The 26,889-nt window shown below is 73.7% G+C and carries 25 protein-coding genes; 11 read left to right on the forward strand and 14 right to left on the reverse strand.

Annotation, left to right across the window (positions count from 1 at the left end):
• Positions 1-3: 3 nt before the first annotated feature.
• Positions 4-222 (reverse strand): hypothetical protein, encoded by a 219-nt coding sequence (locus AB0Q90_RS13420; RefSeq protein WP_363161960.1) that lies wholly within the window; start codon positions 220-222, stop codon positions 4-6.
• A 255-nt stretch (positions 223-477) separates the two neighbouring features.
• Here AB0Q90_RS13420 and AB0Q90_RS13425 point away from each other — a divergent pair, with 255 nt between their 5' ends.
• The 4 genes from AB0Q90_RS13425 to AB0Q90_RS13440 all read left to right on the forward strand — a co-directional run bounded on the left by AB0Q90_RS13425 (position 478) and on the right by AB0Q90_RS13440 (position 5,584).
• The gene (locus tag AB0Q90_RS13425) at positions 478-1,353 is read left to right on the forward strand and encodes a universal stress protein (protein ID WP_363161961.1); all 876 of its coding nucleotides are present in this window, start codon (positions 478-480) and stop codon (positions 1,351-1,353) included.
• A 2-nt stretch (positions 1,354-1,355) separates the two neighbouring features.
• Complete coding sequence (locus AB0Q90_RS13430) at positions 1,356-2,105, forward strand: beta-phosphoglucomutase family hydrolase (RefSeq protein ID WP_363161962.1); 750 nt, start codon at positions 1,356-1,358, stop codon at positions 2,103-2,105.
• A complete protein-coding gene (locus tag AB0Q90_RS13435) occupies positions 2,102-4,471 on the forward strand; it encodes a glycosyl hydrolase family 65 protein (protein ID WP_363161963.1) in 2,370 nt (789 codons plus the stop codon). Before AB0Q90_RS13430 ends, AB0Q90_RS13435 begins: the two co-directional genes overlap by 4 nt.
• Positions 4,472-4,600: 129 nt before the next feature.
• Positions 4,601-5,584, forward strand: a complete 984-nt coding sequence (locus AB0Q90_RS13440) for a nitroreductase family protein (RefSeq protein WP_363161964.1) — start codon at positions 4,601-4,603, stop codon at positions 5,582-5,584.
• A gap of 1 nt (position 5,585) precedes the next feature.
• Here the strand turns inward: AB0Q90_RS13440 and AB0Q90_RS13445 are convergent, their stop codons facing one another.
• The 9 genes from AB0Q90_RS13445 to AB0Q90_RS13485 form a co-directional block, all read right to left on the reverse strand.
• A complete protein-coding gene (locus tag AB0Q90_RS13445; RefSeq protein WP_363161965.1) occupies positions 5,586-5,939 on the reverse strand; it encodes a twin-arginine translocation signal domain-containing protein in 354 nt (117 codons plus the stop codon).
• A 108-nt stretch (positions 5,940-6,047) separates the two neighbouring features.
• Positions 6,048-7,187, reverse strand: coding sequence for a site-2 protease family protein (locus tag AB0Q90_RS13450; protein ID WP_363161966.1), 1,140 nt, complete (start codon positions 7,185-7,187; stop codon positions 6,048-6,050).
• Between the two features lie 12 nt (positions 7,188-7,199).
• On the reverse strand, positions 7,200-7,490 hold the full coding sequence (locus AB0Q90_RS13455; protein WP_363161967.1) for a hypothetical protein: 291 nt from the start codon (positions 7,488-7,490) through the stop codon (positions 7,200-7,202).
• A gap of 149 nt (positions 7,491-7,639) precedes the next feature.
• Positions 7,640-8,134 carry a hypothetical protein gene (locus AB0Q90_RS13460; protein WP_363161968.1) on the reverse strand — a complete coding sequence of 165 codons (495 nt, stop codon included), beginning with the start codon at positions 8,132-8,134 and terminating at the stop codon, positions 7,640-7,642.
• An 81-nt stretch (positions 8,135-8,215) separates the two neighbouring features.
• Positions 8,216-9,391, reverse strand: a complete 1,176-nt coding sequence (locus AB0Q90_RS13465; protein WP_363161969.1) for an ABC transporter permease — start codon at positions 9,389-9,391, stop codon at positions 8,216-8,218.
• A complete protein-coding gene (locus tag AB0Q90_RS13470; protein ID WP_363161970.1) occupies positions 9,388-10,557 on the reverse strand; it encodes an ABC transporter permease in 1,170 nt (389 codons plus the stop codon). The genes AB0Q90_RS13465 and AB0Q90_RS13470 overlap by 4 nt, the downstream gene beginning before the upstream one ends.
• Positions 10,558-10,563: 6 nt before the next feature.
• Positions 10,564-11,514 (reverse strand): ABC transporter ATP-binding protein, encoded by a 951-nt coding sequence (locus tag AB0Q90_RS13475; protein ID WP_363161971.1) that lies wholly within the window; start codon positions 11,512-11,514, stop codon positions 10,564-10,566.
• Positions 11,515-11,523: 9 nt separating this feature from the next.
• Entirely contained in the window at positions 11,524-13,857 is a 2,334-nt protein-coding gene (locus AB0Q90_RS13480) for a heavy metal translocating P-type ATPase (RefSeq protein WP_363161972.1), read from the reverse strand.
• 13 nt (positions 13,858-13,870) lie between these two features.
• A complete protein-coding gene (locus AB0Q90_RS13485; RefSeq protein WP_363161973.1) occupies positions 13,871-14,737 on the reverse strand; it encodes a universal stress protein in 867 nt (288 codons plus the stop codon).
• Between the two features lie 210 nt (positions 14,738-14,947).
• Here AB0Q90_RS13485 and AB0Q90_RS13490 point away from each other — a divergent pair, with 210 nt between their 5' ends.
• Positions 14,948-15,829 carry a universal stress protein gene (locus AB0Q90_RS13490; protein ID WP_363161974.1) on the forward strand — a complete coding sequence of 294 codons (882 nt, stop codon included), beginning with the start codon at positions 14,948-14,950 and terminating at the stop codon, positions 15,827-15,829.
• 2 nt (positions 15,830-15,831) lie between these two features.
• Entirely contained in the window at positions 15,832-18,492 is a 2,661-nt protein-coding gene (locus AB0Q90_RS13495) for an HAD-IC family P-type ATPase (protein ID WP_363161975.1), read from the forward strand.
• Between the two features lie 9 nt (positions 18,493-18,501).
• Here AB0Q90_RS13495 and AB0Q90_RS13500 read toward each other — a convergent pair whose 3' ends face one another.
• The 3 genes from AB0Q90_RS13500 to AB0Q90_RS13510 form a co-directional block, all read right to left on the reverse strand.
• On the reverse strand, positions 18,502-19,206 hold the full coding sequence (locus AB0Q90_RS13500) for a response regulator transcription factor (protein ID WP_363161976.1): 705 nt from the start codon (positions 19,204-19,206) through the stop codon (positions 18,502-18,504).
• 95 nt (positions 19,207-19,301) lie between these two features.
• The gene (locus AB0Q90_RS13505) at positions 19,302-19,961 is read right to left on the reverse strand and encodes a CBS domain-containing protein (protein ID WP_363161977.1); all 660 of its coding nucleotides are present in this window, start codon (positions 19,959-19,961) and stop codon (positions 19,302-19,304) included.
• 23 nt (positions 19,962-19,984) lie between these two features.
• Positions 19,985-20,449: a cyclic nucleotide-binding domain-containing protein gene (locus AB0Q90_RS13510; RefSeq protein ID WP_363161978.1), complete on the reverse strand. Its 465-nt coding sequence runs from the start codon at positions 20,447-20,449 to the stop codon at positions 19,985-19,987.
• Positions 20,450-20,622: 173 nt separating this feature from the next.
• Between AB0Q90_RS13510 and AB0Q90_RS13515 the strand changes: the two genes are divergently transcribed.
• The gene (locus tag AB0Q90_RS13515; protein ID WP_363161979.1) at positions 20,623-21,390 is read left to right on the forward strand and encodes a carbamate kinase; all 768 of its coding nucleotides are present in this window, start codon (positions 20,623-20,625) and stop codon (positions 21,388-21,390) included.
• A gap of 6 nt (positions 21,391-21,396) precedes the next feature.
• Here the strand turns inward: AB0Q90_RS13515 and AB0Q90_RS13520 are convergent, their stop codons facing one another.
• On the reverse strand, positions 21,397-23,103 hold the full coding sequence (locus tag AB0Q90_RS13520; RefSeq protein WP_363161980.1) for a SulP family inorganic anion transporter: 1,707 nt from the start codon (positions 23,101-23,103) through the stop codon (positions 21,397-21,399).
• A 187-nt stretch (positions 23,104-23,290) separates the two neighbouring features.
• On the opposite strand from AB0Q90_RS13520, the gene AB0Q90_RS13525 reads away from it, so the two are divergent.
• The 4 genes from AB0Q90_RS13525 to AB0Q90_RS13540 all read left to right on the forward strand — a co-directional run bounded on the left by AB0Q90_RS13525 (position 23,291) and on the right by AB0Q90_RS13540 (position 26,886).
• Complete coding sequence (locus AB0Q90_RS13525; RefSeq protein ID WP_363161981.1) at positions 23,291-23,920, forward strand: DoxX family protein; 630 nt, start codon at positions 23,291-23,293, stop codon at positions 23,918-23,920.
• A 143-nt stretch (positions 23,921-24,063) separates the two neighbouring features.
• Positions 24,064-24,969, forward strand: a complete 906-nt coding sequence (locus AB0Q90_RS13530) for a universal stress protein (RefSeq protein WP_363161982.1) — start codon at positions 24,064-24,066, stop codon at positions 24,967-24,969.
• Positions 24,970-24,994: 25 nt separating this feature from the next.
• On the forward strand, positions 24,995-26,017 hold the full coding sequence (locus tag AB0Q90_RS13535) for a zinc-dependent alcohol dehydrogenase (protein WP_363161983.1): 1,023 nt from the start codon (positions 24,995-24,997) through the stop codon (positions 26,015-26,017).
• Positions 26,014-26,886 carry a universal stress protein gene (locus AB0Q90_RS13540; protein WP_363161984.1) on the forward strand — a complete coding sequence of 291 codons (873 nt, stop codon included), beginning with the start codon at positions 26,014-26,016 and terminating at the stop codon, positions 26,884-26,886. The genes AB0Q90_RS13535 and AB0Q90_RS13540 overlap by 4 nt, the downstream gene beginning before the upstream one ends.
• Positions 26,887-26,889: the final 3 nt, after the last annotated feature.

A 26,889-nucleotide genomic window follows, 5' to 3' on the forward strand; every position in this document is an offset into this window, starting at 1 on the left:
TGCTCAGCGGAAGGTGCGGTGGTCGTCGTGGTCGCCCATGTACCGCTTTTCGATCACCACTTCGCGTTCGCCGGGGCGCCGGATGTTGCCCGGCGTGGACATGAAGGCCATGAGGCCGAGGACGCCGGTGATCATCAGGACCAGGCCGACGATGATCGAGTCGTAGCCGAACACCAGGCTCGCGCCCACGACAACCGCGCCGATGAGGATGAGCGGAGGCATTGCAGACCTCCAAGGTCCGCCCGGACCCAGCGCCGGGCCTTGTCGAAGCGGGGAGCCGGGCAGCCCGTTCGACCGCCACGGTGAGTCCCCTGGCTCACCTTCAGCGTCCGCCTCGCGCGCGGGCGGTCGTTAGGGGCCGAATGGCCCCCGACCCCGGCCGATCCACCCCCTGCGGCCGCCCGGCCGCCCGTGCGACGGTGGAGTGGGAGTAGCGCGCTGCGCCATGGCGCAGCCCGACGGAAGGCGGTGGATGCCATGGAGCTGCCCCTGGTCGTGGGCGTCGACGGATCGCCCGGCGGCCTCCAGGCGGTCGACTGGGCCGTGGACGAGGCCGCGCGGCACGGTCTGGCGCTGCGCCTGGTGTACGCGTCGCTGTGGGAGCGCTACGAGGGTGAGGTGCCCTCCGACGATCCGGACCGTCCGCCCGAGCAGGTGACGGCGGAGGAGATCGTCGCGACCGCCGCGGAGCGCGCCCGCCGCCGCAACCCCGAGGTCAAGGTCTCCGTGGACGTGATCCCCGACGAGGCCACGCACGCCCTGCTCGGCGAGGCCCACCACGCCTTCGCCGTGGTGACCGGTTCCCGCGGTCGTGGCGAGCTCGCCGGCCTGCTCCTCGGCTCCGTCGGGCTGACAGTTGCCGCCCGCGCCCAGGGGCCGGTCGTCGTCGTCCGTGGTGACAAGGCGGGCCTGGCGGGCACCCACGAACGGATCCTGCTCGGCGCCGCCGACCCGGCCGTCGCCGGAGAGGCGACGCGCTTCGCCTTCCGTGAGGCCGAGGCACGCGGCTGCGTCCTCGACGTCGTACGCGCCTGGCGCCGCCCCGCGCACCGCCCGCCCGACCACCCGCTGCTGGCCGGGGACCCCGCCCAGGCCCACGAGGAACAGGCCTCCGCCCTGCTCGACGCCCTCCTGCACGATGCCGCGGACGAGCATCCAGGGGTGCGGGTGCGCCGCGCCGTCGTGGAGGGACCGCCCCGCCGGGTCCTGCTGAACCGGTCGGCGGCCGCCGACCTCGTGATCATCGGAGCCCGGCATCGCACCGGTCACTTCGGCCTCCAGCTCGGCCGCGTGGGACACACCCTGCTGCACCACGCCGAATGCCCCGTCGCCGTCGTCCCGCAGCCGGAGTGACCATGGAGCGTCCCACTGCACTCGACCCCCTGCTCAACGACATCAAAGCCGTCGTCTTCGACACGGACGGAGTGATCACCGACTCGGCGCGGGTCCACGCCGCGGCCTGGAAGGAGGCCTTCGACGCCTTCCTGCGCGCGCATCCGCCCGCGGACCCCGGGCAACGGCGGCCTTTCGACGTCCGCGACGACTATCTGCGGCACGTGGACGGCAAGTCCCGCCTCGACGGCGCCGCCGCCTTCCTCGCCTCGCGCGGCATCGACGCCTCGGACGAGACCGTGCGGGAGGTCGCCGCCGACAAGGAGCGGCTGTTCACCGAGCGGCTGCGCAAGCACGGCGTGGACGCCTATCCCGGCACGGTGCGGCTGGTGCGGGCCCTGCGGTCGGCGGGCATCCCCGTCGCGGCGGCCTCGGCCTCCCGGCACGCCGCCGAGCTGCTCTCCCGGGCCGGCGTGCGCGACCTGTTCGACGTCCTCGTGGACGGCGGCGAGGCGGCCCGGCTCGGGCTGCCGGGCAAGCCGAAGCCCGACCTGTTCCTCACCGCTGCCGACCGGCTCGGGGTGCCCGCCGACCGCGCCGCCGTCGTGGAGGACGCCCTGGCGGGCGTGGAGGCGGGCCGCAACGGCGGCTTCGCGCTGGTCGTGGGAGTGGATCGCGCAGTGGCGGGGGACTCGGCCGGGAGGCTGCGCCGGCACGGCGCCGACATCGTCGTACGGGATCTTGCGGAACTGCTGGGGGAGGAGTCGATGTGACGGGATGGACCTGGGAGTACGAGGGCTACGAGCCCGCGGACGAACGGCTGCGCGAGTCCCTGTGTGCCCTGGGCAACGGCTACTTCGCCACCCGGGGCGCCCTCCCGGAGTGCGACGCCGACGACATCCACTACCCGGGCACCTATGTCGCGGGCTGCTACAACCGGCTCACCTCCGACGTGTCGGGGCGGCAGGTCGAGAACGAGGACATGGTCAACGTCCCGAACTGGCTGCCGCTGCGCTTCCGCCTGCGCGGCGGGCCCTGGATCACCCCCGACACCGTGCCACTGCTCGCACACCGGCTGGAACTGCGCCTGACCTCGGGCATGTTGGAGCGACGCACCCGCTACGACCTCGGTGAGGGACGGGTGCTGAGGGTGCGTCAGCAGCGGATCGTGCACATGGCCGATCCCCATCTGGCCGCCCTGCGCACCGAGTTCACCGCCGAGGGCTTCGCCGGTGAGCTGGAGGTGGAGGCCTCCCTCGACGGCGGCGTCACCAACGCGGGCGTGCCGCGCTACCGCGACCTGGACGGACGGCACCTGACCCACGTGCACGCGGGCACCGCCACCCCACAGACCGTGTGGCTGCGCTGCCGCACCCGCACCTCCGACCTCCGGATCGGCATGGCCGCCCGGCTCATTTCCGACGCGCCGGTCACCGTACGGAACAAGAGCCCGCGCACCACCCAGCACACGGTGCTGGAGCTGACCGAGGGCCGCACCTTCACCGTCGACAAGATCGTCGCCCTGCACACCTCCCGCGATCCGGCCATCAGCGACCCGCTGTACGCCGCGGTCGACCGGGTAGGCCGCGCCCCCGGCTTCGATGACCTGTTCGAGTCCCACCTCACGGCCTGGGACCAGCTCTGGCGGCGGGCCGCCCTCGACGTCGACGGAGAATCGGGACGCATCCTGCGCCTGCACCTCTTCCACGTCCTGCAGACGCTCTCCCCGCACACCGCCGACCTCGACGTCGGCGTGCCCGCCCGGGGACTGCACGGCGAGGCCTACCGGGGCCATGTCTTCTGGGACGAGCTGTTCGTGCTGCCCTACCTCAACCTGCACTTCCCCGAGGTCTCCCGGGCCCTGCTGCGCTACCGCCACCGCCGCCTGGAACAGGCCTGCACCTCGGCCCTGGCGGTCGGCCGCAGGGGCGCCCTGTACCCGTGGCAGAGCGGCAGCGACGGCCGCGAGGAGACCCAGCAGCTCCACCTCAACCCCAACTCGGGGCGCTGGCTGCCCGACCACTCCCGGCTCCAGTACCACGTGGGATCGGCGATCGCCTACAACGTGTGGCAGTACTACGAGGCCAGCGGCGACCTGGAGTTCCTGCACACCAAGGGCGCCGAGATGCTCCTCCAGATCGCCCGCTTCTGGGCCGACGCCGCCGAATACGACGACACCCTCGAACGGCACCGCATCAAGGGCGTCGTCGGCCCCGACGAGTACCACGACGCCTACCCCGGCGCGAGCACCCCCGGCCTCGACGACAACGCCTACACCAACGTCACCGCCGCCTGGGTGCTCACCCGCACCCTGGACCTGATGCGCGCCCTGCCCGAGCCCAGGCGCCGCGAACTCGTCGAGCGCACCGGCCTCGACGGCGGCGAACTGGAGCAGTGGGAGGACGTCTCCCGCACCCTCCACGTCCCCTTCCATGCCGGTGTCATCAGCCAGTTCGAGGGCTACGGCGAACTCGCCGAACTCCCTTGGGAGGAGTACCGGCAGCGCTACGGCGACATCCGCCGCCTGGACCGGATCCTGGAGGCGGAGGGCGACACCGTCAACCGCTACCAGGCCTCCAAACAGGCCGACGTCCTGATGCTCGGCTACCTCTTCGCACCGGCCGAACTCCAGGGCCTGTTCCGCCGGTTGGGCCTGAAACTCGACGAGGAGACCTGGCGCCGCACCGTCGACCACTACCTGCACCGCACCAGCCACGGCTCCACCCTCAGCGGCCTGGTCCACGGCTGGGTACTGGCCCGCGCCCGCCGTGCCGAGGCGTGGAAGTTCTGCCAGGAGGCCCTCCAGGGCGACATCGCGGACGTCCAGGGCGGCACCACCGGCGAGGGCATCCACCTCGGCGCCATGGCCGGCACCCTCGATCTGGTCCAGCGCGGACTGACCGGCCTGGAGACCCGCGACGGCGCGCTCTGGCTCGACCCGGTGCCGCTGCCGGAGCTCTCCTCGTACGGCTTCGCCCTGCGCTACCAGGGCCACTGGGGGGTGGAGCTGCGCCTGGAGCGCGGCCGGCTGGAGATCGCCGTACCGTCCTCCGACGCCTCCCCGATCGACGTACGGCTGCCGGACCGCGCGGTCTCCGTGCAGCCGGGGGAGACGGCGCGGCTGAGGCTCACGGACTGATCCAGGGCCGGATGGCCCCCGTCAGTGACCTCAAGGCCCCTCCCGGCAGCCCGGGCCGGGCGTGAAGCTGACAGTCAGGAGCGGTCCGAGGGACCGCGCCCGCTTCGCTCCCCGAGGGGAGGTGCGCCCATGCCGGCGCAACCGCTCGACTCCAGCACCGTCATCGACCTGGTGACTGCGGCCACGGCCGCCCCGTCCCTGCACAACGCGCAGCCGTGGCGCTTCCGCCACGTGTCCGCCGACCGGACCCTCGAACTGCGCGCCGACCTCGGCCGGGCCATGCCCCGCACGGACCCCGACAACCGGGGGCTCCACCTGGGCTGCGGCGCGGCCCTGCTCAACCTGCGGGTCGCCGCCGCCCACCTCGGCAGGAGCACCGAGACCGTGCTCCTGCCGGACCCGGCCGCCCCCGAGCTGCTCGCCACCGCCCGCCTGACCGGCACGGCCCGTCCGGACACCGAACTGGCCCGCCTGTTCCCCGCCATCGCCCGACGGCACACCAGCCGCCATCCGTTCGAGGACCGGGAGATCCCGGCCGGCCTCCAGGACAAGCTGTGCGAGGCCGCCCGCCTGGAGGGCGCCCAGCTGACGTTCCCCGACCGGTGGCACCTGGAGTCCCTGCTCGGTGACATCCTCGACGCCGAGGGGCGCGACAGCCTGGACCCCGAGCGGCTGGAGGACATCTACCGGTGGACCCGGACCGAGGACTCCGCGACGGCAGCCGACGGCATCCCGGTGGAGGCCTTCGGCCCCCGCAAGCGCGGCGGGCGGGCACCCGTACGGGACTTCGCCGGCCGCCGCCCGATACCCGGCCGCCCGTCGGCCGTCTTCGAGAGCACCCCGAACCTGGCACTCCTCGGCACCACCGACGACCACCCCGCCGACTGGCTGCGCGCCGGCCAGGCGATGGAACGCGTCCTGCTCGCGGCCACCCTCGCCGGCCTGGCCACCTCCCTCACGTCCCACGCCCTGGAGGAACAGGACCTGCGGGAGACCGTCCGGGACCCCGAGTCGGCGATGGGCTTCGTGCAGATGGTGCTGCGCCTCGGCTACGGGCCGACGGGGGCGGGAACGTCGCGCCGGCCCGTGCACGAGGTGCTGGAGATCGCGTGAGTCAGTTCAGCGGAGCGGGGGCGGGTGTGCCGTAGAACGTGATCGGCGGCCAGCCCCGGGACACAGCGAACTCACTGAGCAGCTCGGCGATCTCCTGCGGAGTGATCTCGGCGCCGGCCGGCGGTGTCTCGGCGACCTGGACGCTGAACTTGATGTACAGCTCCGTGCCCGTGTCGGTGTGCGAGATCCGGGACATCCCGTTGAACAGCGTGTCCGGGGGGAAGACTGTCGACGTGGTCTCCGCTTCCGCCTCCGCGGCCTGGGCCGGCTGCGCCGACGTCGCGCTGCCGAGCACCGCGCCCGCGGCGGTCGTCCCCGAGTAACCGAGCAGAGATCGTCTCGAAAGGCTGGACAAGGTACCCCCTCCTTCACGGCCGCGCGGGTGTCTCCCTGGGCCGCCGCATGATCGTATGCACGTTCGGCGGCCGCCGGGGGCTGAACGAGATCGTCCGCTCCTGACACCTCACCGCCGCGCCCGGCCGGCCGCAGACAGCCAGGTCACGGCGCGGCTGATGTCGGCGAGCGTGACGATGCCGACGAGCCGCCCCTCGTCGAGGACCAGGGCCCGCCGGTCGCGGCTCGCGCGGAGCCGGGGCAGCAGGTCGACGACGGGCTCGCCGGGCGCGGCCGTCTCGACCTCGGGCAGCGGGCGCATCACGTCCTCGACCGTGGTCCCCCCACGGGCGTGCGCCGGGACACGGCTGACCATGGCCAGGGTCAGCAGCCCGGCCGGGGCGCCGTCCGGCGACAGCACCGGGAAGGCCGAGTGGCGGTAGCCGTCCCACGCACCTTCCCTGAGGATGCCGTCCAGCGTCGCCGTGGCCGGGACGGTGACGGGGGCGCCGGTCATCACCTGGCGCACCGGCAGATCGGCCAGGACGCCGCGCAGCTCGGCCTGGCGGGCCTCCTCGGTCGCCGTGGCGATCAGGAACCAGCCGATCAGGGCGGGCCACAGGCCGGACAGGTCCCCGGCGTACAGCACCGCGAAGAACCCGGTGATCACCATGAACCAGCCGAGCGCGCGGCCCGCGGCCGAGGCGCCGCGGGTCGCCCGCACCCGGTCCCCGGTGCGCTGCCACAGGTAGGCGCGCAGCAGGCGCCCGCCGTCCAGCGGGGCGGCGGGTACGGCGTTGAAGACGGCCAGCACGATGTTGATCGCGGCCAGCCAGGCGGTCGCCTCGACCACGAGCGCGGAGGTGCCGAGCGTGTCCAGCCCCAGCGTCAGCCCCGTGAACAGCACCCCGGCCGCCGCGCTGGTGAGCGGTCCCACCCCCGCGATCCGCAGCTCGGCGCGCGGCGTGGGCGCCTCGCTGTGCAGCCGGGCGACACCGCCGAGCATCCACAGCGTGATGCCGTCCACCGTGACGCCGTTGCGCCGGGCCACGATCGCGTGCGCCAGTTCGTGCGCCAGCAGGGAGGCGAGGAACACGAGCGCCGTCAGCAGCGCGAGCGTCCAGTACAGTCCGGACCGGTGACCGGGATGGGCGTCCGGGAAGCGTCCGGCCGCCAGCGTCACGGTCACCAGCCCCACGATGACCAGCACACTCCAGTGCAGACCGACCCGGACTCCGGCGATCCGTCCCAGGGGCAGGGTCTCCTTCACCGGACCCCCTGGTCAGTCGGCCGTGTCCAGGCACTGGGCGGCCAGGTCCTTCACCCGGGCCTTCTCGGCCCGCAACCGCCGTCCCTCGACCTGCCAGCGATGACGCGCCTGCGGCCGCCACCGCGGCGGTTCACGACGCTGCCAGTCCCGCAGCGCGATCACCGCGCAGGTGTCCTCGACCACCAGCACCATCACCTCGGGCAGGCGCAGCGCGGCCGCCACGCCCACGGTGCGCTCCGCGCACGGCAGGTGCAGCTCGCTCGGCGAGCGCCGGGACGAGCGACGTGAGGGGAGCGCGCCCATGATGACCACCTCCGGGGAGTCCTGCCGGGGTCTGCGGCCGCCCGGCAGCGGTGTACTGCCAGGCTGCGCGCCCGGCCCCCGGCGCCGACATGGGCCGACCGGTCCTGTGCGCGGCCGACCGGGCCCGGTGGGAGGGGTCCGTCCGGCCGTCAGGCGGCCTTGATGCCGGAGATCAACTGCGTCGCCAGGTCGGACTGCACCATCAGCCGGGTGTGATGGACCCGGTTGCCGGTGTCCTGCCAGGTGAGGGTGACCCTGGTCCAGCAGTGCCCCATGCCGCTGTCGTTGTAGACCGCCGTCCAGGCGATCGGCACGCCCTTCGCGCGCAGCACGCCGTCCTTGTGGTGGGCGCTCTCCCAGCGGGCCAGGCTGTCGCGCAGCCCCTTGGTGAGGTAGTGGCCGCGCAGGGAGTCGGCCAGTCGGTTGCGGCCGGAGTCGTACAGCACGTCGATGTAGGTGCCGTAGAAGTCGGCGACCCGGTCGACGGTGTTCGTGGGGCTGCCGCCGCGGGCCGGGCCGGCGACGGTGGTGATGGTGGCGGGGCTGTCCGCCGGGACCTCGTTCGCGGTCGACGGCACCGATGCGCCGAGGGCCGCCAGCGCTCCGACGAGTGCGACATGGCGGAGCGTGCGTGACGTAGTCATGCCATAACCCCCTCTGTGCAAGTTCCCTCAACTCCAGTACAGCGCGCGGGAGTTTCCCCGTGCGTGGGCCGATCGGCCCTTTCAGGCACCCGGGTTGGTGACCAGCCGGTGTCGCAGCGACAGGGACGCCAGAGCGAGCAGCACGGCGGCGAACGCGCCGAGGACCGCCACCTCGCGCAGGATCGCGGCCAGGTCCCCGTCCCGGGACAGCAGTGTCGTCCAGGCGTCGACCGCCCAGGCCTGCGGCACCGCGTGGCCGGCGGTGCGCAGCCAGTCGGGCACCACGGCCAGCGGCCACATGCAGCCGCCGAGCATCCCGAGGCCGATCCCGAGGGTGGGGCCCACCGCGTGCACCTGCTCCGGTGTACGGAACAGGGCCCCGGCCAGCACCCCGGCACCGGTGCCGACCAGCGCCCACACGGTGACCAGGACGCCGGCGGCGAGCGGGTCGCCCCACTGCACGTCGAAGGCCAGCGCCCCGATGCCGACGATCAGCAGGGACTGCAGAACGGCCAGCAGCAGATAGGCGATCGTCTCGCCGAGCACCAGCGTGCGGGCGGCGACCGGTGCCGCGAGCGCCCGGGCGTACACGCCCGTCCGGCGCGTCTGCACGATGGCCGCGCCGCCCGCGAGGGCGTTGATGAACACGAACAGCACCAGCATGGTGGGCGTGCTGTAGCTGTAGCCCAGCGGCAGGAAGTCGCTCTGGCCGTTCACGGTCTCGGTGCGCACGGCGATCGGGGACGAGGCCCGTTCGGCGCCGCGGGCGAGCGCGAGGCTCTCGTCGAAGGAACCGCCGGTCTCGTCACCGGCGAAGCGGGCGGCCTGGATGCGTGCCGCATGGTCGGCCACGACGGCCGACACCGACGTCACCGCCGAATGCCCGGCGCTGCCCGAGGGCTCCACCAGCACGCGCACGGTCACCGAACGCCCTTCCCGTACATCCGCGTCGAGACCGTCCGGTACCAGCACCACCGCGTCCAGCTGGGCCCGGCGCAGCGCGGTGCGCGCGTCGTCCGCGGCGTCGTACGTACGGGCACGCAGCCCGGGCGCGTCCTTCAGCTGTGCGGTCAACTCCTGTGCCACCGGGCCCGACCGGGCGGCCGGGACGAGCCCGATCCGGAACTGGTCGAAGCCGCTCACGGTCACCCCGATGACGACGATGATGGCGACCGGCAGCAGCACCATGAAGAACAGCGCGGTGCGGTCGCGCAGCACCCGTGCGAGGGTCGCCCGGGTCACGGCGAGCGCGGTCATGGCGTCCTCCTCAGCCGAAGGAGCAGAGCGGTCACCGCGGCCACGACGACCGAGAACGCGGCGATGCCGAGCAGCGGGGCGCCCACGGCGTCCCAGCCGCGCACCCCGGTGCCCAGATCGGTGAACCCGCGCAGCGCCCAGCCGTTGGGGGTGAACAGGGCGAGGGTGCGGATCGCCGGGGTGGTGCCGGAGGCGAAGACGAAGTTGCCGCCGAGCAGCACGAGCGCGAAGACCAGGATCGAGGCGAGGCCCTGCGCCTGCTGCTCGGTCCGCACCAGCGCGATGACCAGCGCCGTCAGACACACCACGCACACCGCCATGGCCACACTGAGCGCGGCGACCCCGAGCGGGTCGGCCCAGTCGGCGTCGAAGGCGAGCCACGACACGAACGTCACCGTGGCGAGGCCGGCCAGGCTGTAGACGAACGTCGACACCGACTTGCCGATCAGCAGCGCACCCCGCCCGACCGGCGCCGCGGCGATCCGGTCGAGGGTGCCCTGCTGCTGTTCGACGAAGTAGCTCCGCGCGCCGAATCCCACGGTGAAGAGCACGAAGAACATGCCCATGCTGGGCCCGAAGTAGCTGATCACCTTCAGCGGGTCGTCGGGCAGCCCCTGTGCCCGCACCTCTTCGGGCAGCCTCAACAGGGCGGCCTTGGCAGCCAGTTCGGGGATGTCGGAGTCCGCAGCGCCCGCGGCGACCGCCGTGGCGACCGACAGCCGGTCGGCGTTGACCTGTGCGACGTACGACTCGGTGACCGCGCGGGCGAGCTGCGCCTGCAGGCCGTAGTCGACGCTGTCCAGGACGGTGACGGCATCGGCGGCACCACCGTGCAGCGACTGCGTGAACCCCTTCGGCAGCACGATCGCGGCGTGCACGTCACCCGCGTCCACCGCCTCGCGTGCCGCGGCCTCGTCGTCGTAGGAGCGCACCTGGACCGTGCCTTCGAGCTCCGGGCTGTTCAGCACCTGGACGAGCCCGGTGGCGGCCGGGCCCCGGTCCAGGTCGACGACGCCGAGGTTGGCGCGGAACTCGTCGTTGTTGTTGAACGCCAGCGCCATCAGCGCGGAGATCAGCACGGGCGCGAGGAACACGATCACCCAGGCCGACCGGTCGCGCAGCCGCTGCCGCAGGTCCTTGGCCGCGATGGCGAGTACGACATGCACGGCGGCTCACTCCCTCAGCGCGGTGCCGGTCAGATGCAGGAACACCGCCTCCAGATCGGGTTCGTCGATCTCCACGCTGCGGATGTCGACGTCCAGTTCGTGGGCGAGGTCGAGCAGGTCCGGCAGCAGGCTCCGGGCGTCCTTGACGACCAGTTCGACCACGTCACCGTGGTCACCGCCGCGGGCCGCGCCCTCGACCCGGGCCAGCCGCCGGCACGCCTCCGTGTAAGCCGTCAGGCCGCCCGCGGCGGTCAGCCGGATCCGGTCGCGCTCGGCGACCAGCTGCACCAGCTCGCGCGGGGTGCCCTCGGCGACGAGGCTGCCCCGGTCGATGATGCCGACCCGGTTGCACAGCCGCTCGGCCTCCTCCATGTAGTGCGTGGTGTAGAGGACGGCCATGCCCTCCTCGCCGAACCGGGTGACGCTCTCCAGGATCGCGTGCCGGCTCTGCGGATCGACGCCGACGGTCGGCTCGTCCAGCACCAGCAGCGTGGGCGCGTGGACGAGACCGGCGCCGATGTTCAGACGCCGGCGCATGCCGCCCGACAGGGACTCGACGCGGTCACCGGCCCGGGTGCCCAGGTCGATCAGATCGAGGACCTCGTCGACGCGGCGCTCCAGCTTCCGGCGCGGCAGCCGGTAGAGGCGGCCGAAGAAGCGGAGGTTCTCGCGCACGCTGAGATCCGGGTAGAGGGCCACGTCCTGCGGGACGAAGCCGATGAGCCGCTTGGCCGGTCCGGCCGAGGTGCTCACCGGACGGCCCGCCACGCGGACGGCCCCGGCGTCGGGGCGCAGCAGTCCGCACACCATCCTGATGGTCGTGGTCTTTCCCGCACCGTTCGGCCCGAGCAGACCGTACGTCTCGCCCGGCGCGATGCGCAGACTGACGTCGTCGACGGCGATGCGCTCGCCGAACCGCCTTACCAGACGGTCGCATTCGAGCACGGGTTCGTTCATGGCGTCACCTCATGGCGCGAGGGAGAAGTAGTTCTCTTCTTCTTGCGTGAAGTGCAGGCGCAGCACGGTGTGCAGCCCGTACAGGCAGGCACGCAGGTCGTCGAGCTGCTCCGGGGCCAGGTCACCGTCGGGGCCGACCAGGGTGAGGTGGGTTTCGATGCGGCGAGCCAGGCGGTCGATCTCGACGTGGGCGCGGCTCATCGTGGCCGTGGCCTCGGGGCCGCCGAGCGTGGGGGCCAGAGCCGGGTAGAGCTGGTGCTCCTCGGCGTACTCGTGCGGCAGCAGCCGCTCGGTGAGCAGGCGGTGCACCTCGCGCACGGCCGCGAGGGCCCGGGGCCCGGGGTCCGCCGACAGCCGGTCGGCGGCCGAGCGCACGGCCTCCAGGACGTCCTGGAGATCGTCGTGCTCGGCGGCGAAGCGGTGGATGAGGGCCTCCGTGGACTGCGGAAGCGCCGGCCGCGCGGACCGGTCGTCGCCCAGCGCCCGCAGGGCGTTGAGGATCACCGCGACGTCGATGCCCTCCTGGAGCAGCGCGCCGGCCGCGGGCGGCAGCAGACCGAAGGCGGCGGCCGCCATCGCCGCCAGCGACATCAGCATGCCGCCGAGCGCGCTCTGCACCGCGATGCGCCGGGAGCGTACGGCGATGGCGACGGCGTCGGCCAGACGGTCCACCCGGTCCGTGGTCAGCACGATGTCGGCGGCCTCGGAGGAGGCGGTGGAGCCGCGGGCGCCCATCGCCACCCCGACGTCGGCGGCGGCGAGCGCGGGCGCGTCGTTGACGCCGTCGCCCACCATCACGGTGACCGCACGGTCGCGTTCGGCGCGCACGACGGCGACCTTGTCGGCCGGGGAGAGACCGGCTTGCACGTCGTCGAGGCCGAGCACGGCGCCGGCTTCGCGGGCCGGGGCGGCACGGTCGCCGGTGAGCATCACGAGCCGTTCGATGCCCGCCGAGCGCAGCCGGCGCAGGGTGCGCGGAGCGTCGTGCCGCAGCGGATCGCGCAGCAGGACGGCCCCGACGGGGCGGCCGTCGATGCCGAGCCAGGCGATCGCCGCCCCGTCCAGCGCGGCCCGGTTGTCCGCAGCGCGGGCCCAAGCGGGCAGCTCGGCGCCGGGCGCGACCCGGCCCACGGTCATCCGGCGGCCCGCCACGGTGCCGGTGGCGCCGCGGCCGGGCTCCTCGGACACGTCCGTGGGCACCGACAGGCGCAGTCCGCGCTCGCGGGCCGCGTCGAGCAGGGCCCGGGCCAGCACGTGCGGCGAGTAGCGGTCGAGGGAGGCGGCCAGCCGCAGCACCTGCGACGGCTGCCAGCCGGGGGCGGCCACCACGTCCAGCACGCGGGGCCGGCCGGCGGTGAGCGTGCCGGTCTTGTCCAGCAGCAGGGTGCGGGCCCGGCCGAGGTTCTCCAGCGCCCCGCCGTCGCGCACCACCACACCGCGCCGCGAAGCCCGCGACAGACCGGAGACGACGGCCACCGGGGCCGCCAGCAGCAGCGGACAGGGCGTGGCGACGACCAGCACCGCCACCGCCCGTACGGCGGAACCGGTGACCAGCCACGCCAGCCCCGCGGCGGCCACGGCGAGCGGCAGGAACCACGCCGCGTACCGGTCGGCCAGCCGCACCACGGGCGCCGACTCGGCGTCCGCCTCCCGGGCCAGCCGGACGATCCCCGCGTACGTGCTGTCCTGCTCGTTCGCCGACGCGCGCAGGGCGAACGCGCCGCCCGCGTTGACCGCGCCGCTGCGCACGCTCTCGCCCGGCGTGCGCCACACGGTCAGCGGCTCCCCGGTCAGCACCGACTCGTCGAGCACCGCGGGGTCCTCAGCCACGGTCCCGTCGACCGGCACGACCTCGCCGGGCCCGACGACGAGCAGGTCGCCGACGGCGACCTCGGCGAGCGGCACCGTGCGCACGTCGTCGCCGGTGCGCAGACGGGCCGTACGGGGCGCGTGCTCCAACAGGGCGCGCAGGTCGCGCGAGGCCCGCCGCTGGGCGGCCGCCTCCAGGGTGCGGCCGGTGGCGAGCATCAGCGCGATCAGCGCGCCGGCCAGGTACTCGCCCACGGCGAGCGTGCCGCAGAGCGCCAGAACCGCGATCAGGTCCACGCCCGCCCGCCCACGTCGCAGCGCGCCCAGCACCCAGCCCACGGCGGGCCCGACGGCGGCCACGGTCCCCAGGGCCCAGCACAGATCGGCGGCATCGGGGGCGCCCGCCAGGAGGCAGACACCTCCGGCCGTCAGGGCGGCGACGGTCACGGCGAGAAGGAGCGACTCCAGGGGTGGCAGGCCGGGGACCGCCGCGGTGAGGTGCCGCAGCGGTCTCGGCTGGCGGAACCGGTCCATGGGCACGGCAGGCTCAACCGTTCGGGACGACGGCCACCGGGCATGGCACGTGGTGCAGGGCGGCGTGGGCCACCGGGCCGAGCTTCCAGGTCAGGTGCGACGGCTGGCGCCTGCGTCCCACGACGGTCAGGCAGGCGTTCGCGGAGGCGGTCAGCAGCACCTGCGCGGCGGGACCGGTGGCGGCGTGCTTGATGACAGGCACGTCCGGGAACTTCTCCCGCCACGGCGCGAGGATCTCGGCCAGCCGGACCCGGGCCTCCTGCTCGAAGTCCTCGTCCTGCCGGGTGACGAGCGTGGACAGGGGCAGCGCCGTCACCGCCCGCACCCGGTGTCCGTGCGCCGCGGCCGTGGTGAAGGCGAACTCCAGCAGCGGATCGGCGGCCGGGCCGGGCCGGTGCACCCCGACGACGATCTCGTCCTTCCCCGCCGCCGCGGGATGCTCCCAGCCGGCTGCGACGGCCGGGTCATGGGCCCGTACGGCGACGGCAGGGCACGGGGCCAGGCCCAGTACGTGCAGGCTGATGGAGCCGAGCAGGAAGCTCGCCACCGAGCCGTGTCCGCGCGAGCCCAGGACCAGCATCGAGGCGTTGTCGGCACGGTCCAGCAGCGCCTGCGTGGCGGGCGCCGAGACCAGTTCGGTGGTCAGGTCGAGGTCGGCGTGCCGGTGCAGCAGCTCGGCCGAGGTACGGGTCAGGATCTCCTGCCCGTAGCGCTGCTTGTTGTGCGCCTCCTGGGCGATCGGCACGTCGAGCGGCTGTGTGGTCCAGGAGTGCAGCAGAAGGACGGGCAGATGCCGGTCCACGGCCTCGCGTGCGGCCCACCATGCGGCGGTCACGCTCGCGGGTGAACCGTCGAGTCCGACGACGACGGGTCCGGTCATGACACACCTCCGGTGTCGGCGCGGCCGAGTGCCGCGCGAGTGCTCCCCCTCTTCCAGGCTCGGCACCGGCCACCCCCGGGGCGAGGGCCGGACGGGGCGCTCCGCGGGCCCGGACGGCCCTGTGCGGGACCGGCCGGACGGGGAGAGGCTGGAACCCCGGCTCGTCGGATACCCGTATGCCCGACAGAGCCCGCAGAAGGGAGACCGGCGATGAACGGTCCTGTTGTGGTGGGCGTGGACGGCTCCGAGTCGAGCCTGACCGCCGTGGAGGTGGCGGCGCGGGAGGCCGCCCTGCGCGGCGTGGGGCTGCGGCTGGTGCACGCCTTCGGGTGGCCATCCGTCCACGTGCCGCCCGGGGTGCCGCCCTGGAGTCCGGCCCGCGCCGGTGTCCGCGAGCTGATCGACGGCACGCTCGCCGAGGCCGAACGGCGGGCGCACACGGCCGCACCCCAGGTGGAGATCGCCCGCGAGGTCGTCGTCGGCGAGCCGGTGATGGTGCTGGAGCTGGAGGCGCGGACCGCGTCCCTGGTTGTCGTCGGCAGCCGGGGCCTGAGCCGCTTCGGCAGCCTGCTGCTCGGCTCCACCGCGGCCCACCTGGCCGCTCACGCCGGCTGCCCCGTCCTGGTCGTGCGCGGCAGGCCCGAACCGGCAGGACCCGTGCTGCTCGCCGTGGACGGATCGCCGCAGGCCGAGCCGGCCGTCGAGTTCGCCTTCGCGCAGGCCTCGCTGCACGGCATCGACCTGGTCGCGCTGCACGCCTGGAACACCCGCACCGAACGGGTCTACGAGGCACCCGGCGACCCGCCCTTCGTCACCTACGACGAGGACCGGCTGCGCGACGAGGAGGAACGGGTGCTCGCCGAGGCGCTCGGCGGACTGCGGGAGAAGTACCCGGACGTCGAGGTGCGCCGCCGGCTGGTGCGCGGCCGGATCCGGCACACGCTCATCGAGGCGACCGCCGACGCCGGGCTCGTCGTGGTCGGGGCCCGCGGCCGGGGCGGCTTCACCGGGCTGCTGCTCGGTTCCGTCAGCCAGGCCGTGCTGCACCACGCGCACTGCCCGGTCGCCGTCGTACGCGCCGGAGGCGAGTGACCATGGACGGACTGGCGACCACCCAGGTCGCGGAGGAGGACGTCCACCAGCTCACCTCCGGGCAGGTGGCGGCCCGCCTCGGCGTGGACCCGGCGACCGGGCTGAGCACCCGCGAGACCGCCGAACGCGCGGCTCGGCACGGACCCAACCGGCTGGCCGAACCCGCCCGCCGCCCGGAGTGGCTAAAGTTCCTTGACCAGTTCCGCAACTGGCTGATCGGCATCCTGCTGATCGCCGCCGTGGTCGCCGGAGCCATCGGCGACATCAAGGACGCCCTGGTGATCACGGTCGTCCTGCAGATCAACGCCGTGCTCGGCTACCTCCAGGAGCGGCGCGCCGAGCGCAGCCTGGAGGCGCTGCGCCGGATGCTCGTCCCCACCGCCCGGGTCCGCCGCGACGGCGCGGAACGCGAGATCGAGGCGACGGCCCTGGTGCCGGGGGACGTGGTGCTGCTGGAGGCCGGCGACCGGGTGCCCGCCGACGGACGCCTCACCGTCGCGGAGTCGGTGGAGGTCGCCGAGGCCGCCCTGACCGGTGAGTCCCAGCCCGTCGCCAAGAGCACCGAACCGACCGGCCCGGTGCCCCTCGCCGAGCGCACCGGCATGCTGTTCATGAACACCGCCCTGACCCGTGGCCGCGCCGAGATGATCGTCACGGCCACCGGTATGCGCACCGAACTCGGCGCGATCGCCGAGGCGTTGCGCACCGGCGCGGAACCGGCCAGCCCCCTCCAGGTCCAGCTGGACAGCCTCGGCCGCCGGCTGGCCCTGCTCAGCGGCGTCGCCGTCGCCGTGTACGCGCTTCTCGCCCTCGTCCGCGGTGAGTCCCTCGGGGACATCGCGCTGCGCGCCGTGGCCCTGGCGGTCGCCGCCATCCCCGAGGGCCTGCCCGCCGTGCTGGCCCTCACCCTCGCGCTCGGCGTCCACCGCATGGCCCGCCGCGGCGCCATCGTCAAACGCCTGGCCTCCGTCGAGTCACTTGGCTCCGCCACCGTCGTGTGCAGCGACAAGACCGGCACCCTGACCCTCAACGAGATGACCGTCCGCTCCCTGTGGACAGCCGGCCGCCTCTACGACGTCACGGGCGAGGGCTACGACACCCAGGGCGCCGTCCGCGACGGCATGGGCACCGACCGCGCCGACGAACTGCGGGAGGCCGTCCTGCCGTTCGCCCTCTGCAACGACGCGCACCTGACCGACGACGGCTTCGTCGGCGACCCGACGGAGGCGGCCCTGGTCGTCCTGGCCGCGAAGACCGGCATGGACGCCGACGGACTGCGCACCGAGCTGCCGCGCGCCGCCGAACTGCCCTTCGACGCCGCCACGAAGTACATGGCCACCTTCCACACCGGGCCCGACGGCCGCACCCGCGTCCACGTCAAGGGCGCGGTCGACGTCCTGCTGGACCGGTGCGCCGACGTGCTCACCGACGAGGGTGTGCGGGAGCTCGACGCCGGGCGCCGGGCCGAGGTCCTCGCCGTGACCGCGCGGCTGGGCGGGGCGGGACTGCGGGTCCTGGGCGCCGCCACCGCCGTACTCGACGGACCGCCGGACCCGTCCGAGCTGCCCGGTCTCACGCTGGTGTCGGTCGCCGGGATCGCCGATCCGCCGCGTCCGCAGGCGCGGGAGGCGATGGCGCTGTGCCGGTCCGCCGGCATCGCCGTGAAGATGATCACCGGGGACCATGCCGCCACCGCCGCCGCCATCGCGCGCGAGCTGGAGATCGGCGGGGAGGTGGTCACGGGCGCCGAACTGGAGGCGATGAGCGAGGAGCAACTGGCCGCCCGTATCGACGACATCGGCGTGTTCGCCCGGGTCGCCCCGGACCACAAGGTCACCATCGTGCGGGCGCTGACCGGCCGCGGCCACATCGTCGCCATGACCGGCGACGGCGTGAACGACGCGGCGGCGCTGCGGGCCGCCCACATCGGCGTGGCGATGGGACGCACCGGCACGGACGTGGCCAAGGAGGCCGCCGACGCCGTGCTCACCGACGACGACTTCTCCACCATCGTGCGGGCCGTCCGCGAGGGACGCGCCATCTACGACAACATCGTCAAGTTCGTACGCTTCCAGCTGGCCACCAACGTCGGCGCGATCCTGACCCTGCTGTGCGCCTCCCTGGCCGGCCTGCCCGCGCCCCTGACCGCGGCCCAACTCCTCTGGATCAACATCATCATGGACGGGCCGCCCGCCATGGCCCTCGCCGTCGACCCCGCCCGCGACGACGTCATGCGCCACCCCCCGCGCGACCCCCAGGAGCGCATCCTGGACGCCCGCCGCCTGCTGGCCATCACCAGGGCCGGCGCGGTCATGGCCCTGGGCACCGTCGGCCTGCTGGCCCTGGCCCGCGAACGGGTCGACGAGGACACCGCACTGACCATGGCCTTCACCACCTTCGTGCTCTTCCAGCTCTTCAACTCCTTGTGCGCCCGCGCCGACGACGGCCCCCTGCTGGGCCGCCACCAACTGCGCAACCGCACCCTCTGGCTGTGCCTCGCCGGCGTTCTGGCCGTCCAGATCATCGCGGTCCACCTGCCCTGGGCACGCAGCGTCTTCGGCACGGTCCCACTCGACGCAACCCAATGGGCACTGTGCCTGGGCACGGCCTCACTGGTACTCGTGGTGGATCTGGCGGTGCGGGCGGTACGGGGCCTCAGGTGAGGCGACCGGTCACCGGCGGTCGGCGCCGGGCTGCTGCTCCGGCTGCTCCAGATGGGTCGCCAGGACCGCCGCCTGTACCCGGCGCTGCACGCCGAGCTTGGACAGCAGGCGGGAGATGTGGTTCTTGACCGTCTTCTCGGACAGATACAGGCGCTTGCCGATCTCCCGGTTGGTCAGGCCGTCGCCGATCAGGCCGAGGATCTCGCGCTCGCGGGGGGACAGGCCGGCCAGTTCGGGGGCCTCGGTGGGTGCCTCGGCGGGCTCCGCGCGCAGGGACCTCATCAGGCGGGCGGTTGTGGCGGGGTCCAGCATCGACTGGCCGGAGGCGACCGTGCGGACCGCGGAGACCAGGTCGGAGCCGCGGATCTGCTTCAGGACATAGCCGGACGCCCCGGCCATGATCGCGTCCAGCAGGGCGTCCTCGTCGTCGAACGATGTCAGCATCAGTACGGCCAGCTCCGGCATCCGGCTGCGCAGCTCACGGCAGACGGAGATGCCGTCCCCGTCGGGCAGGCGCACGTCGAGGACGGCCACGTGGGGCCGGACGGCGGGGGCGCGGACGAGGGCGTGCTCCACGTTCTCGGCATCGCCGACCACGGAGATGTCCGCCTCGGCGTCCAGCAGGTCGGACAGGCCGCGCCGGACCACCTCGTGATCGTCCAGCAGGAAGACGCGGATCGGATCCTGCGCGGTGAAAGTGCGTGCCTCGGTCATGTCGACCCCTTCGTCCCCGGATGGCGGACGGACTGCGGGCCGTCCACAGACGATCGTCACCCGACGGGGCCGAAGGTACCAGGGCCGACCGGCCCCTAGTGGTCAGATGTCTGCTGTGCGTCCAGTTCGAAGCGCACGTCCACGACTCCCTCGACCGCCCGGGCCAGCCGTGCCGCCACCGGTACCAGGGAGGTGTCGCGCACCCGCCCGCTCAGGAGGACGACGCCGTCGCTGACCGAGACGCGGACGGCGGATTCCGGAGCCGGGAAGAGGTAGGCCACGACCTCCCGGCGGACCTCCTCGGCGATCTCCTCGTCCTCCCGCAGGAACACCTTCAGCAGGTCGGCGCGGCTCACCACACCCTCCAGCCGGCCCGTGTCACCGACGACCGGCAGCCGCTTGACCCGGCTGCGGGCCATGATCCTGGCGGCCTGGGCGAGCGTGGCGTCCGCCCGGACGGTGACGGCGGGGGAGGTCATCAGCTCGCCGGCGGTCACCGAACCGGCCTTCGCCAGGTCGGACAGGCGGCGCAGCTGGGTGTACCGATCCGGGTCGCTGTCGCGGAACTCCTCCTTGGGCAGCAGATCGGCCTCGGAGACGATGCCGAGGACCCGGCGGCCGCCGTCCACCACGGGCAGGGCGCTGACCTTGCGCTCCTGGAGGGTGCGTACGACGTCCTTGAAGGCGGCGTCGCGGCCGACGACCGCGACGTCGCGGGTCATCACGTCGCTCACGACGTGCGGGGTTCCGTGCACGGTGACTCCTCGCTCGGCTTCGGTCAACGCCCGGTTCCGCTGCCGTAGGGCGCGTACAGGTCCAGCAGCCGGGTACGGGCCGCCTGGAGCCGGTGGGCCACGACCTCGCCCACCCAGCGCGCGAGGCTGCGGCCGAACTCGGGGTCCTCCTCGCACATCGCCCGCACGCGTTCGGCATCGAACTCGTAGGCCCGCAGCGGCGACACGGCCTCCGCGCCCAGATGCCACACGTGCGGCGTGAACAGCCAGGACCAGCCGACCAGTTCGTTGTGGCCGAGAGACTCGATGACGGCGGCCTGGCGGCCGGGCACGCGCATGTCGAGATCGACCGTGCCGGTACGGATGATCCAGAAGCGGTCGGCGCGGCCACCCTCCTCGAACAGCCGCGTCCCGGTGGAGAACGACACCTCACGGGCGACCCCCATCAGCCGCTGCCGGTACTCGGCGGGCAGCGCCCTCGGCATGCTCGTGGTGACGGGAGCGTTCATGGCGGGCCTCCACTCAGGCGTACGGAGCTACCACCACCAGCGTGTGCGCGGGCGCGGGCCCGAACCATGGGCCACCCGGCCCTGTCGCACGGCCCTTCGGCACACGGTGCGGCAGGGCGGCACCGCGCTTCCATGGAACCGGAGCGCCATGCCGCAGGAAGGGCGGGAAGACCATGCGCATCGTCGTCTGTCTGGGCGGCAACGCCCTGCCGCGCCGGGGGACCGCCCTGAGGGTGGCCACCGCCCTCGCGGCCCTCGCCCACGACCACGACCTCGTGATCACCCACGGCAACGGCCCCCGGGCCGCCATGCCGTCCCCGCCCGACCTGTGCTGCGCCCAGGCACAGGGCGTGATCGGCACCCAGCTGGTACGCGCCCTGCGGGACGTGCTGCCCGGACGCAGGGTCGTCTCGCTGCTCACCCACAGCCAAGTACGTCCCGACGACCCGGCGTTCACCCGGCCCGCCGGCCGGGGACGGCTGCCCGCGCCCGACCCCGAGCTGATCCTGGAGGCCGACACCGTCCACGCACTGCTCGACCTGGGCACGCTGGTCGTGTGCGGCGGCGGGGGAGGCATCCCCGTCGTGGCCGACCCGGTCACCGGGGCGCTGCGCGGCGTGGACGCCGTCGTGGACAAGGACCTCGCCGCCGCCCGCCTCGCCGAGGACGTGAAGGCCGACTTCCTGCTGATCCTCACCGACGTGCCCAACGTCTACGCCGACCACGGCACCCCGCACCAGAGCCCCGTCCTGGACGCCACGCCCACCGAACTGCGCGCGGCGCACTACGCGCAGGACTCCATGGGCCCCAAGGCCGAGGCCGCCGCCCGCTTCGTCGAACACACCGGAGGCCTGGCTGCGATCGGTGCCCTGGACGCGGCCCACGAGATCGTCCACGGCCGCTCGGGCACCCTGATCCGCCCCGACCTGCCGCCCTCCTGAGGACCGTCACCGCCCGCGGCACCACGCCCGGTACGCGGCCACGGCCGTCGGCAGCGTCGGGAAGATCAGCTCCCGGCCCACCGAGTCCGCCAGCCCGTACGCCTCCAGGTCGGCCAGCAGATCCTGCTTCACCCGGGCCAGGGCGAAGACGATTCCCCGCCCGGTCAGCTCACGGCGCACGTCGTCGACCGCGTCCAGGGCGGTGATGTCCACCTCCACGTTCGCCTCGGTGTTCAGCACGAACCAGCGCACCGGGCCGCTCTGTTCGTCGACGGCGGCCAGCGCCCGACGGCGGAAGTCCTGCGCGTTGGCGAAGAACAGCGGCGAGTCGTACCGGTAGACGAGCAGCCCCGGAATGGTGCGCGCCTGCGGGTAGTCGTCCACGTCGTGCATACCGGCCACGCCGGGGACCAGACCTTCGACGGCGTCGTGCGGACGGGCCACCCGGCTGAGCAGCTCCGCCACCGACAGACCCACCGCCACCAGCACCCCGTACAGCAGGTCCAGGGCGAGCACACCGGCCAGACAGCCCAGGGAGAGCAGGAGTTCGCGGCGCCGGAAGGACGCCAGCCGGGCGAAGCCGGTCAGGTCGATCATGCGGACGGCCGCGTACACGACGAGCGAGCCCAGCACCGCCCACGGCATCCGCGTCAGCAGCGGGCTGAGGAACAGCAGCACGGCGAGCACCGTCGCGCCCGCCACCAGCGAGTACCCCTGGCCGCGGGCGCCCGCCGAGGAGGCGAGCGCGGTGCGGCTGGCGCTGCTGCTCACCGGGAAGCCCTGCAGGCAGCCGGCGCCCAGGTTGGCCGCGCCCAGGGCGAGGAACTCCTGGTCGGCGTCGAGCCGCCGGCCCTCGTCGCGGCCGTCGAAGGCCCGCGCGGTCAGGATGAAGTCCGTGTAGGCGACGAGCAGCACACCGAGCGCGGGCAGCACCAGTTGCGGCAGCTCGGTCAGGTCGGGCGCGACGAAGGCCGGCAGTCCCGCCGGGACCTCGCCGACGACCGGGATGCCGTGCCGCTCGTCGAGGTCGAAGGCCGCCACCGCGCCGGTGCCCAGCACCACGGCCAGCAGCGGGCCCGGAACCGCCCGCGGCAGCCGCGCCACCGTGAACAGCAGCACGAGCGTCGCCGCCGAGAACAGCGTCGTCGCCGGGTGGGCGTCCGCCAGGTTCCCCAGGAACGACCACAGTTGGGGGAAGAAGCCCGAGCCTGATGTGTCGACCCCCGTCAGCTTCGGCAGCTGGTCCACGATCATGATCGCCGCCACGCCCGCCAGATAACCGATGAGGACCGGGCGGGACAGCAGGTCGGCGACGAACCCCAGCCGGAGCACCCGGGCCGCCAGGCACAGCAGACCGACGGTCACCGCGAGGGTGGCGGCCAGGACGGCGTAGCGGCCCGGGTCCGAGCCGGCCAGCGGGGCCACGACCGTCGCCGTCATCAGCGCCGTCGTCGACTCGGGGCCGACCGACAGCAGCCGGGAGGTGCCCAGCAGCGCGTACAGCCCGAGCGCGGGCAGGATCGCCCACAGCCCGGCCACCGGGGACAGCCCGGCCACGCCCGCGTACGCCATCACCTGCGGCACGAGGTACGCCGCCACCGTGATCCCGGCCGGGATGTCGCCGCGCAGCCAGGCGCGGCGGTAGCCGCCGAACGCGGCGAGCCCGGGGACCAGCCGCCGCCACCCCTCCGGGACGCCCGAGCCGTGGGACATGGAGGTTCCCTTCGCCTGTTGCCCTCAGCCTCTCCTACCCCGGCCATGACGGGTGCGGTCCGACCGGACCTGCGGAAGGGGCCGTTCAGCCCCACGGCTGCCGACCTTCGGCATCCACCGGCGATGTTGCCGTGAAACCAGAGTGGGTCTCGTCAGCACCACGCTTCCGTTTGAAGGGATCACGACCATGGCCGTGCACGAACACCCTCACCGGAGCCACGGGTTCCACCTGCCCTCGCTCCGCAGGAACCGTACGGCGTCCCCCACCGCCGACACCGCGCAGGACGTCGCCGTCACCACCGTCGCGGCCGGCTACGCGCTGGCGTCCCTGCGGCTGCTGACCGGGTTCGTCTTCCTGTGGGCGTTCCTCGACAAGACCTTCGGCTTCGGCTACGCCACCCAGTCCGGCAACGGCTGGATCGACGGCGGCTCGCCCACCGAGGGCTTCCTGAGCCGGGTGGCCGTCGGCCCCATGGAGTCCACCTTCCACGACTGGGCCGGGGACGCCTGGGCGGACTGGCTGTTCATGCTGGGCCTGCTCGGCATCGGCGTCGCGCTCATCGCGGGCATCGGGCTGCGGCTCGCCGCCGTCGCCGGCACCGCCATGATGGCGCTGATGTGGATCGCCGAGTGGCCGCCGGCCAAGCACCTGTCGGACGGCTCGCCCAGCATGTCGACCAACCCGTTCGTCGACTACCACCTGATCTACGCAGTCGTCCTGATCGCCCTTGCGGCGACCGGCGCCGGTGCCGTCTGGGGGCTCGGGAAGGCCTGGGCCAGGCTCCCGTTCGTCAGCCGAAACCGCTGGCTGCGGTGACCGCGGGAGGCACGGCGGGCCCGACCGGGGCCCGCCGCGCGCCGCAGGGCCGGTCGGTCCCGGCCGGGGACCTGCGGCCCCTGCTCGCCGACCCCCTTCCCGGTCGAGTCTGAAGACGGAACCACCGATCAGGAGGCACCACCATGGTCCGCACTGTTGTCGCAGGTCTCGACGGATCGTCCGAGAGCCGGGCCGCAGCCGAATGGGCGGCTCGCGAGGCGAAGCTGCTCGACCTGCCGCTGAAGATCGTCCACGTCTGGGAGCCGGTGCCGGAACCCATGGCCCAGGCCCCGATGCTCGGTACCGAGACCCACCAGCACTGGAGCGAACGCGTCCCGCGTGAGGCCGCCGAGGGACTGAGACTGCGGCACCCCGGCGTCGAGGTGAGCACCGAGCAAGTCCACGGAAGCCCTGCCGAGCTTCTGGGCAAGGCGGCCGAGGACGCCGAGCTGCTCGTCCTCGGCTCCCGCGGGCTGAGCGGCATCGGCGGGTTCATGGTCGGCTCCGTCGGCCTCGCCGTCGTCGCGCACGCCACACGGCCCGTCGTCCTCGTCCGCGCCGGCGAACAGGCCGCCGACGAGCACCGGCCGGACCCGGCCGGTATCCCCTCGGCCGCCACCGCCTACCGGCCCGTCCTGCTCGGCCTGGACACCGCCCACCCCGACGCCGCGGTGATCGAGTTCGCCTTCGAGGCGGCCGCCCGGCGCCGCACCTCCCTGCGCGTCCTGCACGGCTGGAACCTGCCGCCGTACTACGTCTACGGCCTCTCCGCCGACGCCCAGCTGCACGACGAGATCGCCCGCCAGCAGGCCGCCGCCCTGGCCGAGGCGCTGCGCCCCTGGCGGCAGAAGCACCCGGACGTCGAGGTCACCGAGGAGTCCCCGTCCGGCAGCCCCGGCATCCGGCTGGTCGACGCGGCCCGCGAGGCCTCCCTGGTCGTCGTCGGACGCCGCATCCGCCGCAGCGCGTTCGGCGCGCACATCGGCCCGGTCACCCACGCCGTACTGCACCACGCCACGGCCCCCGTCGCGGTCGTCGCCCACAACTGACATCCCCCTCCAAGGAGTTGACCTCATGAAGGCAGCGGTCGTCCGAGCCTTCGGCGCGCCCCTCGTCATCGAGGAGCGCCCCGACCCCGAGCCGGGTCCCGGACAGATCCGGGTCCGCGTCGAGGCGTCCGGACTGTGCCACACCGACATCCATGCCGCCCACGGCGACTGGCCCGTCAAGCCGAACCCGCCGTTCGTGCCCGGTCACGAGGGCGTCGGCCTCGTCGAGAAGCTCGGCGACGGCGTCACCCATCTGAGCGTGGGCCAGCGGGTCGCCGTGCCCTGGCTCGGCAAGGCCTGCGGCCGCTGCGAGCACTGCCTGTCCGGCTGGGAGACGCTGTGCGAGCAGCAGATCAACACCGGCTACGGCTGCGACGGCGGCTACGCCGAGAAGATGCTCGCCTGGGCCGACTTCGCCCAGCCGGTCCCGCAGGGCGTCAGCGCCGTCGACGCCGCCCCGCTGACCTGCGCCGGCGTCACCACGTACAAGGCCCTGAAGGTCGCGGGCGTCCGGCCCACGCAGCTCGTGGCGATCTCCGGTGTCGGCGGGCTCGGCCATCTGGCCGTGCAGTACGCGAAGATCGCCGGGGCGACCGTCGCGGCCATCGACGTCACCGACGAGAAGCTGGAACTGGCCGCCGAACTCGGCGCCGACCTCACCATCGACGCCCGCAAGCACGACGTCGGCGAGGTCCTCAAGCGGTACGGCGGCGCCCACGCGGCCATCGCCCTCGCGGTGAACGAGGACGCCTTCGCCGCCGTCAACTCCGGTCTGCGGCGCGGCGGAAAGCTGGTCATGGTGGCGCTGCCCGCCCAGGGCTCGATCCAGGTCCCGATCTTCGACACCGTCCTCAACGGCACCTCGGTCATCGGCTCGATCGTCGGCACCCGGCAGGACCTCGCCGAGGTCTTCCAGCTGCACGCGGCCGGCCGCACCAAGGTCATCTGCGAGACCCGTCCGCTGGACTCCGTCAACGAGTCCATCGCCGACGTCCTGCACGGCCAGGTCCCGGCCCGCATCGTCTTCGACCTCGGAGCGGGGCGATGAGCGCCGTGGAGCGGCCCCTCGTCGTCGGCGTCGACGGCTCCGAACCCAGCCTGCGCGCCGTGGACTGGGCCGCCGACGAGGCCGTACTGCGCGGCGTCCCCCTCCGGCTGGTGTACGCGTGCCTGTGGCAGCGCTACGAGGGCGTCTCCCTGGCCCGGGACCTCGGCAGGCGCACCGGGGAGCCGTCCCCGCAGGAGATCGTCGGCGCCGCCGCCCAGCGCGCCCGCACCCGCCAGCCCCGCCTCCAGGTGTCCACCGAGGTCGTCTTCGAGGAACCCGAGTACGCCCTCGTGCACGCCGGACGCCAGGCCTCCGCGCTGGTCGTGGGCACCCGGGGCCGCAGCGGCATCGCCGAGCTGCTGCTCGGCTCGGTCAGCCTGACCGTGGCCGCCCAGGCCGACTGCCCCGTGATCGTGCTGCGCGGCAGCCATGACAACCAGGCGACACCGCCGGTCCACGGCCGGGTCGTCGTGGGCATCGGCGAGGACGCCGCCGCGGTGGGCTTCGCCGCCGCCGAGGCCCGGCGCCGCGGGGTCCCCCTGGAGGCCGTACGGGCCTGGCGGTGCCCCGCGCACGAGAGCACCGACCACCCTCTGCTGGCCGACGCCCCCGCCCGGCTGCACGAGGAGCAGGCCGAGAAGGCCCTCGACGAGGCCCTGCACGACCTCCCGCCGGACCTGCAACTCGTCCGGCGTGCCGTCGAGGGCCACGCCCGCCAGGTACTGGTGGACGCCTCGCACCACGCCGACCTGCTGGTCGTCGGGGCCAGGCGGCGCGAGGGGCACTTCGGGCTCCAGCTCGGCCGGGTCGCACACACGGCCCTGCACCACTCCGCCTGCCCGGTCGCCGTAGTGCCGCAACCGGCGTGAGCG

Source organism: Streptomyces sp. NPDC079141 (assembly GCF_040686775.1).
GTDB lineage: Bacteria > Actinomycetota > Actinomycetes > Streptomycetales > Streptomycetaceae > Streptomyces.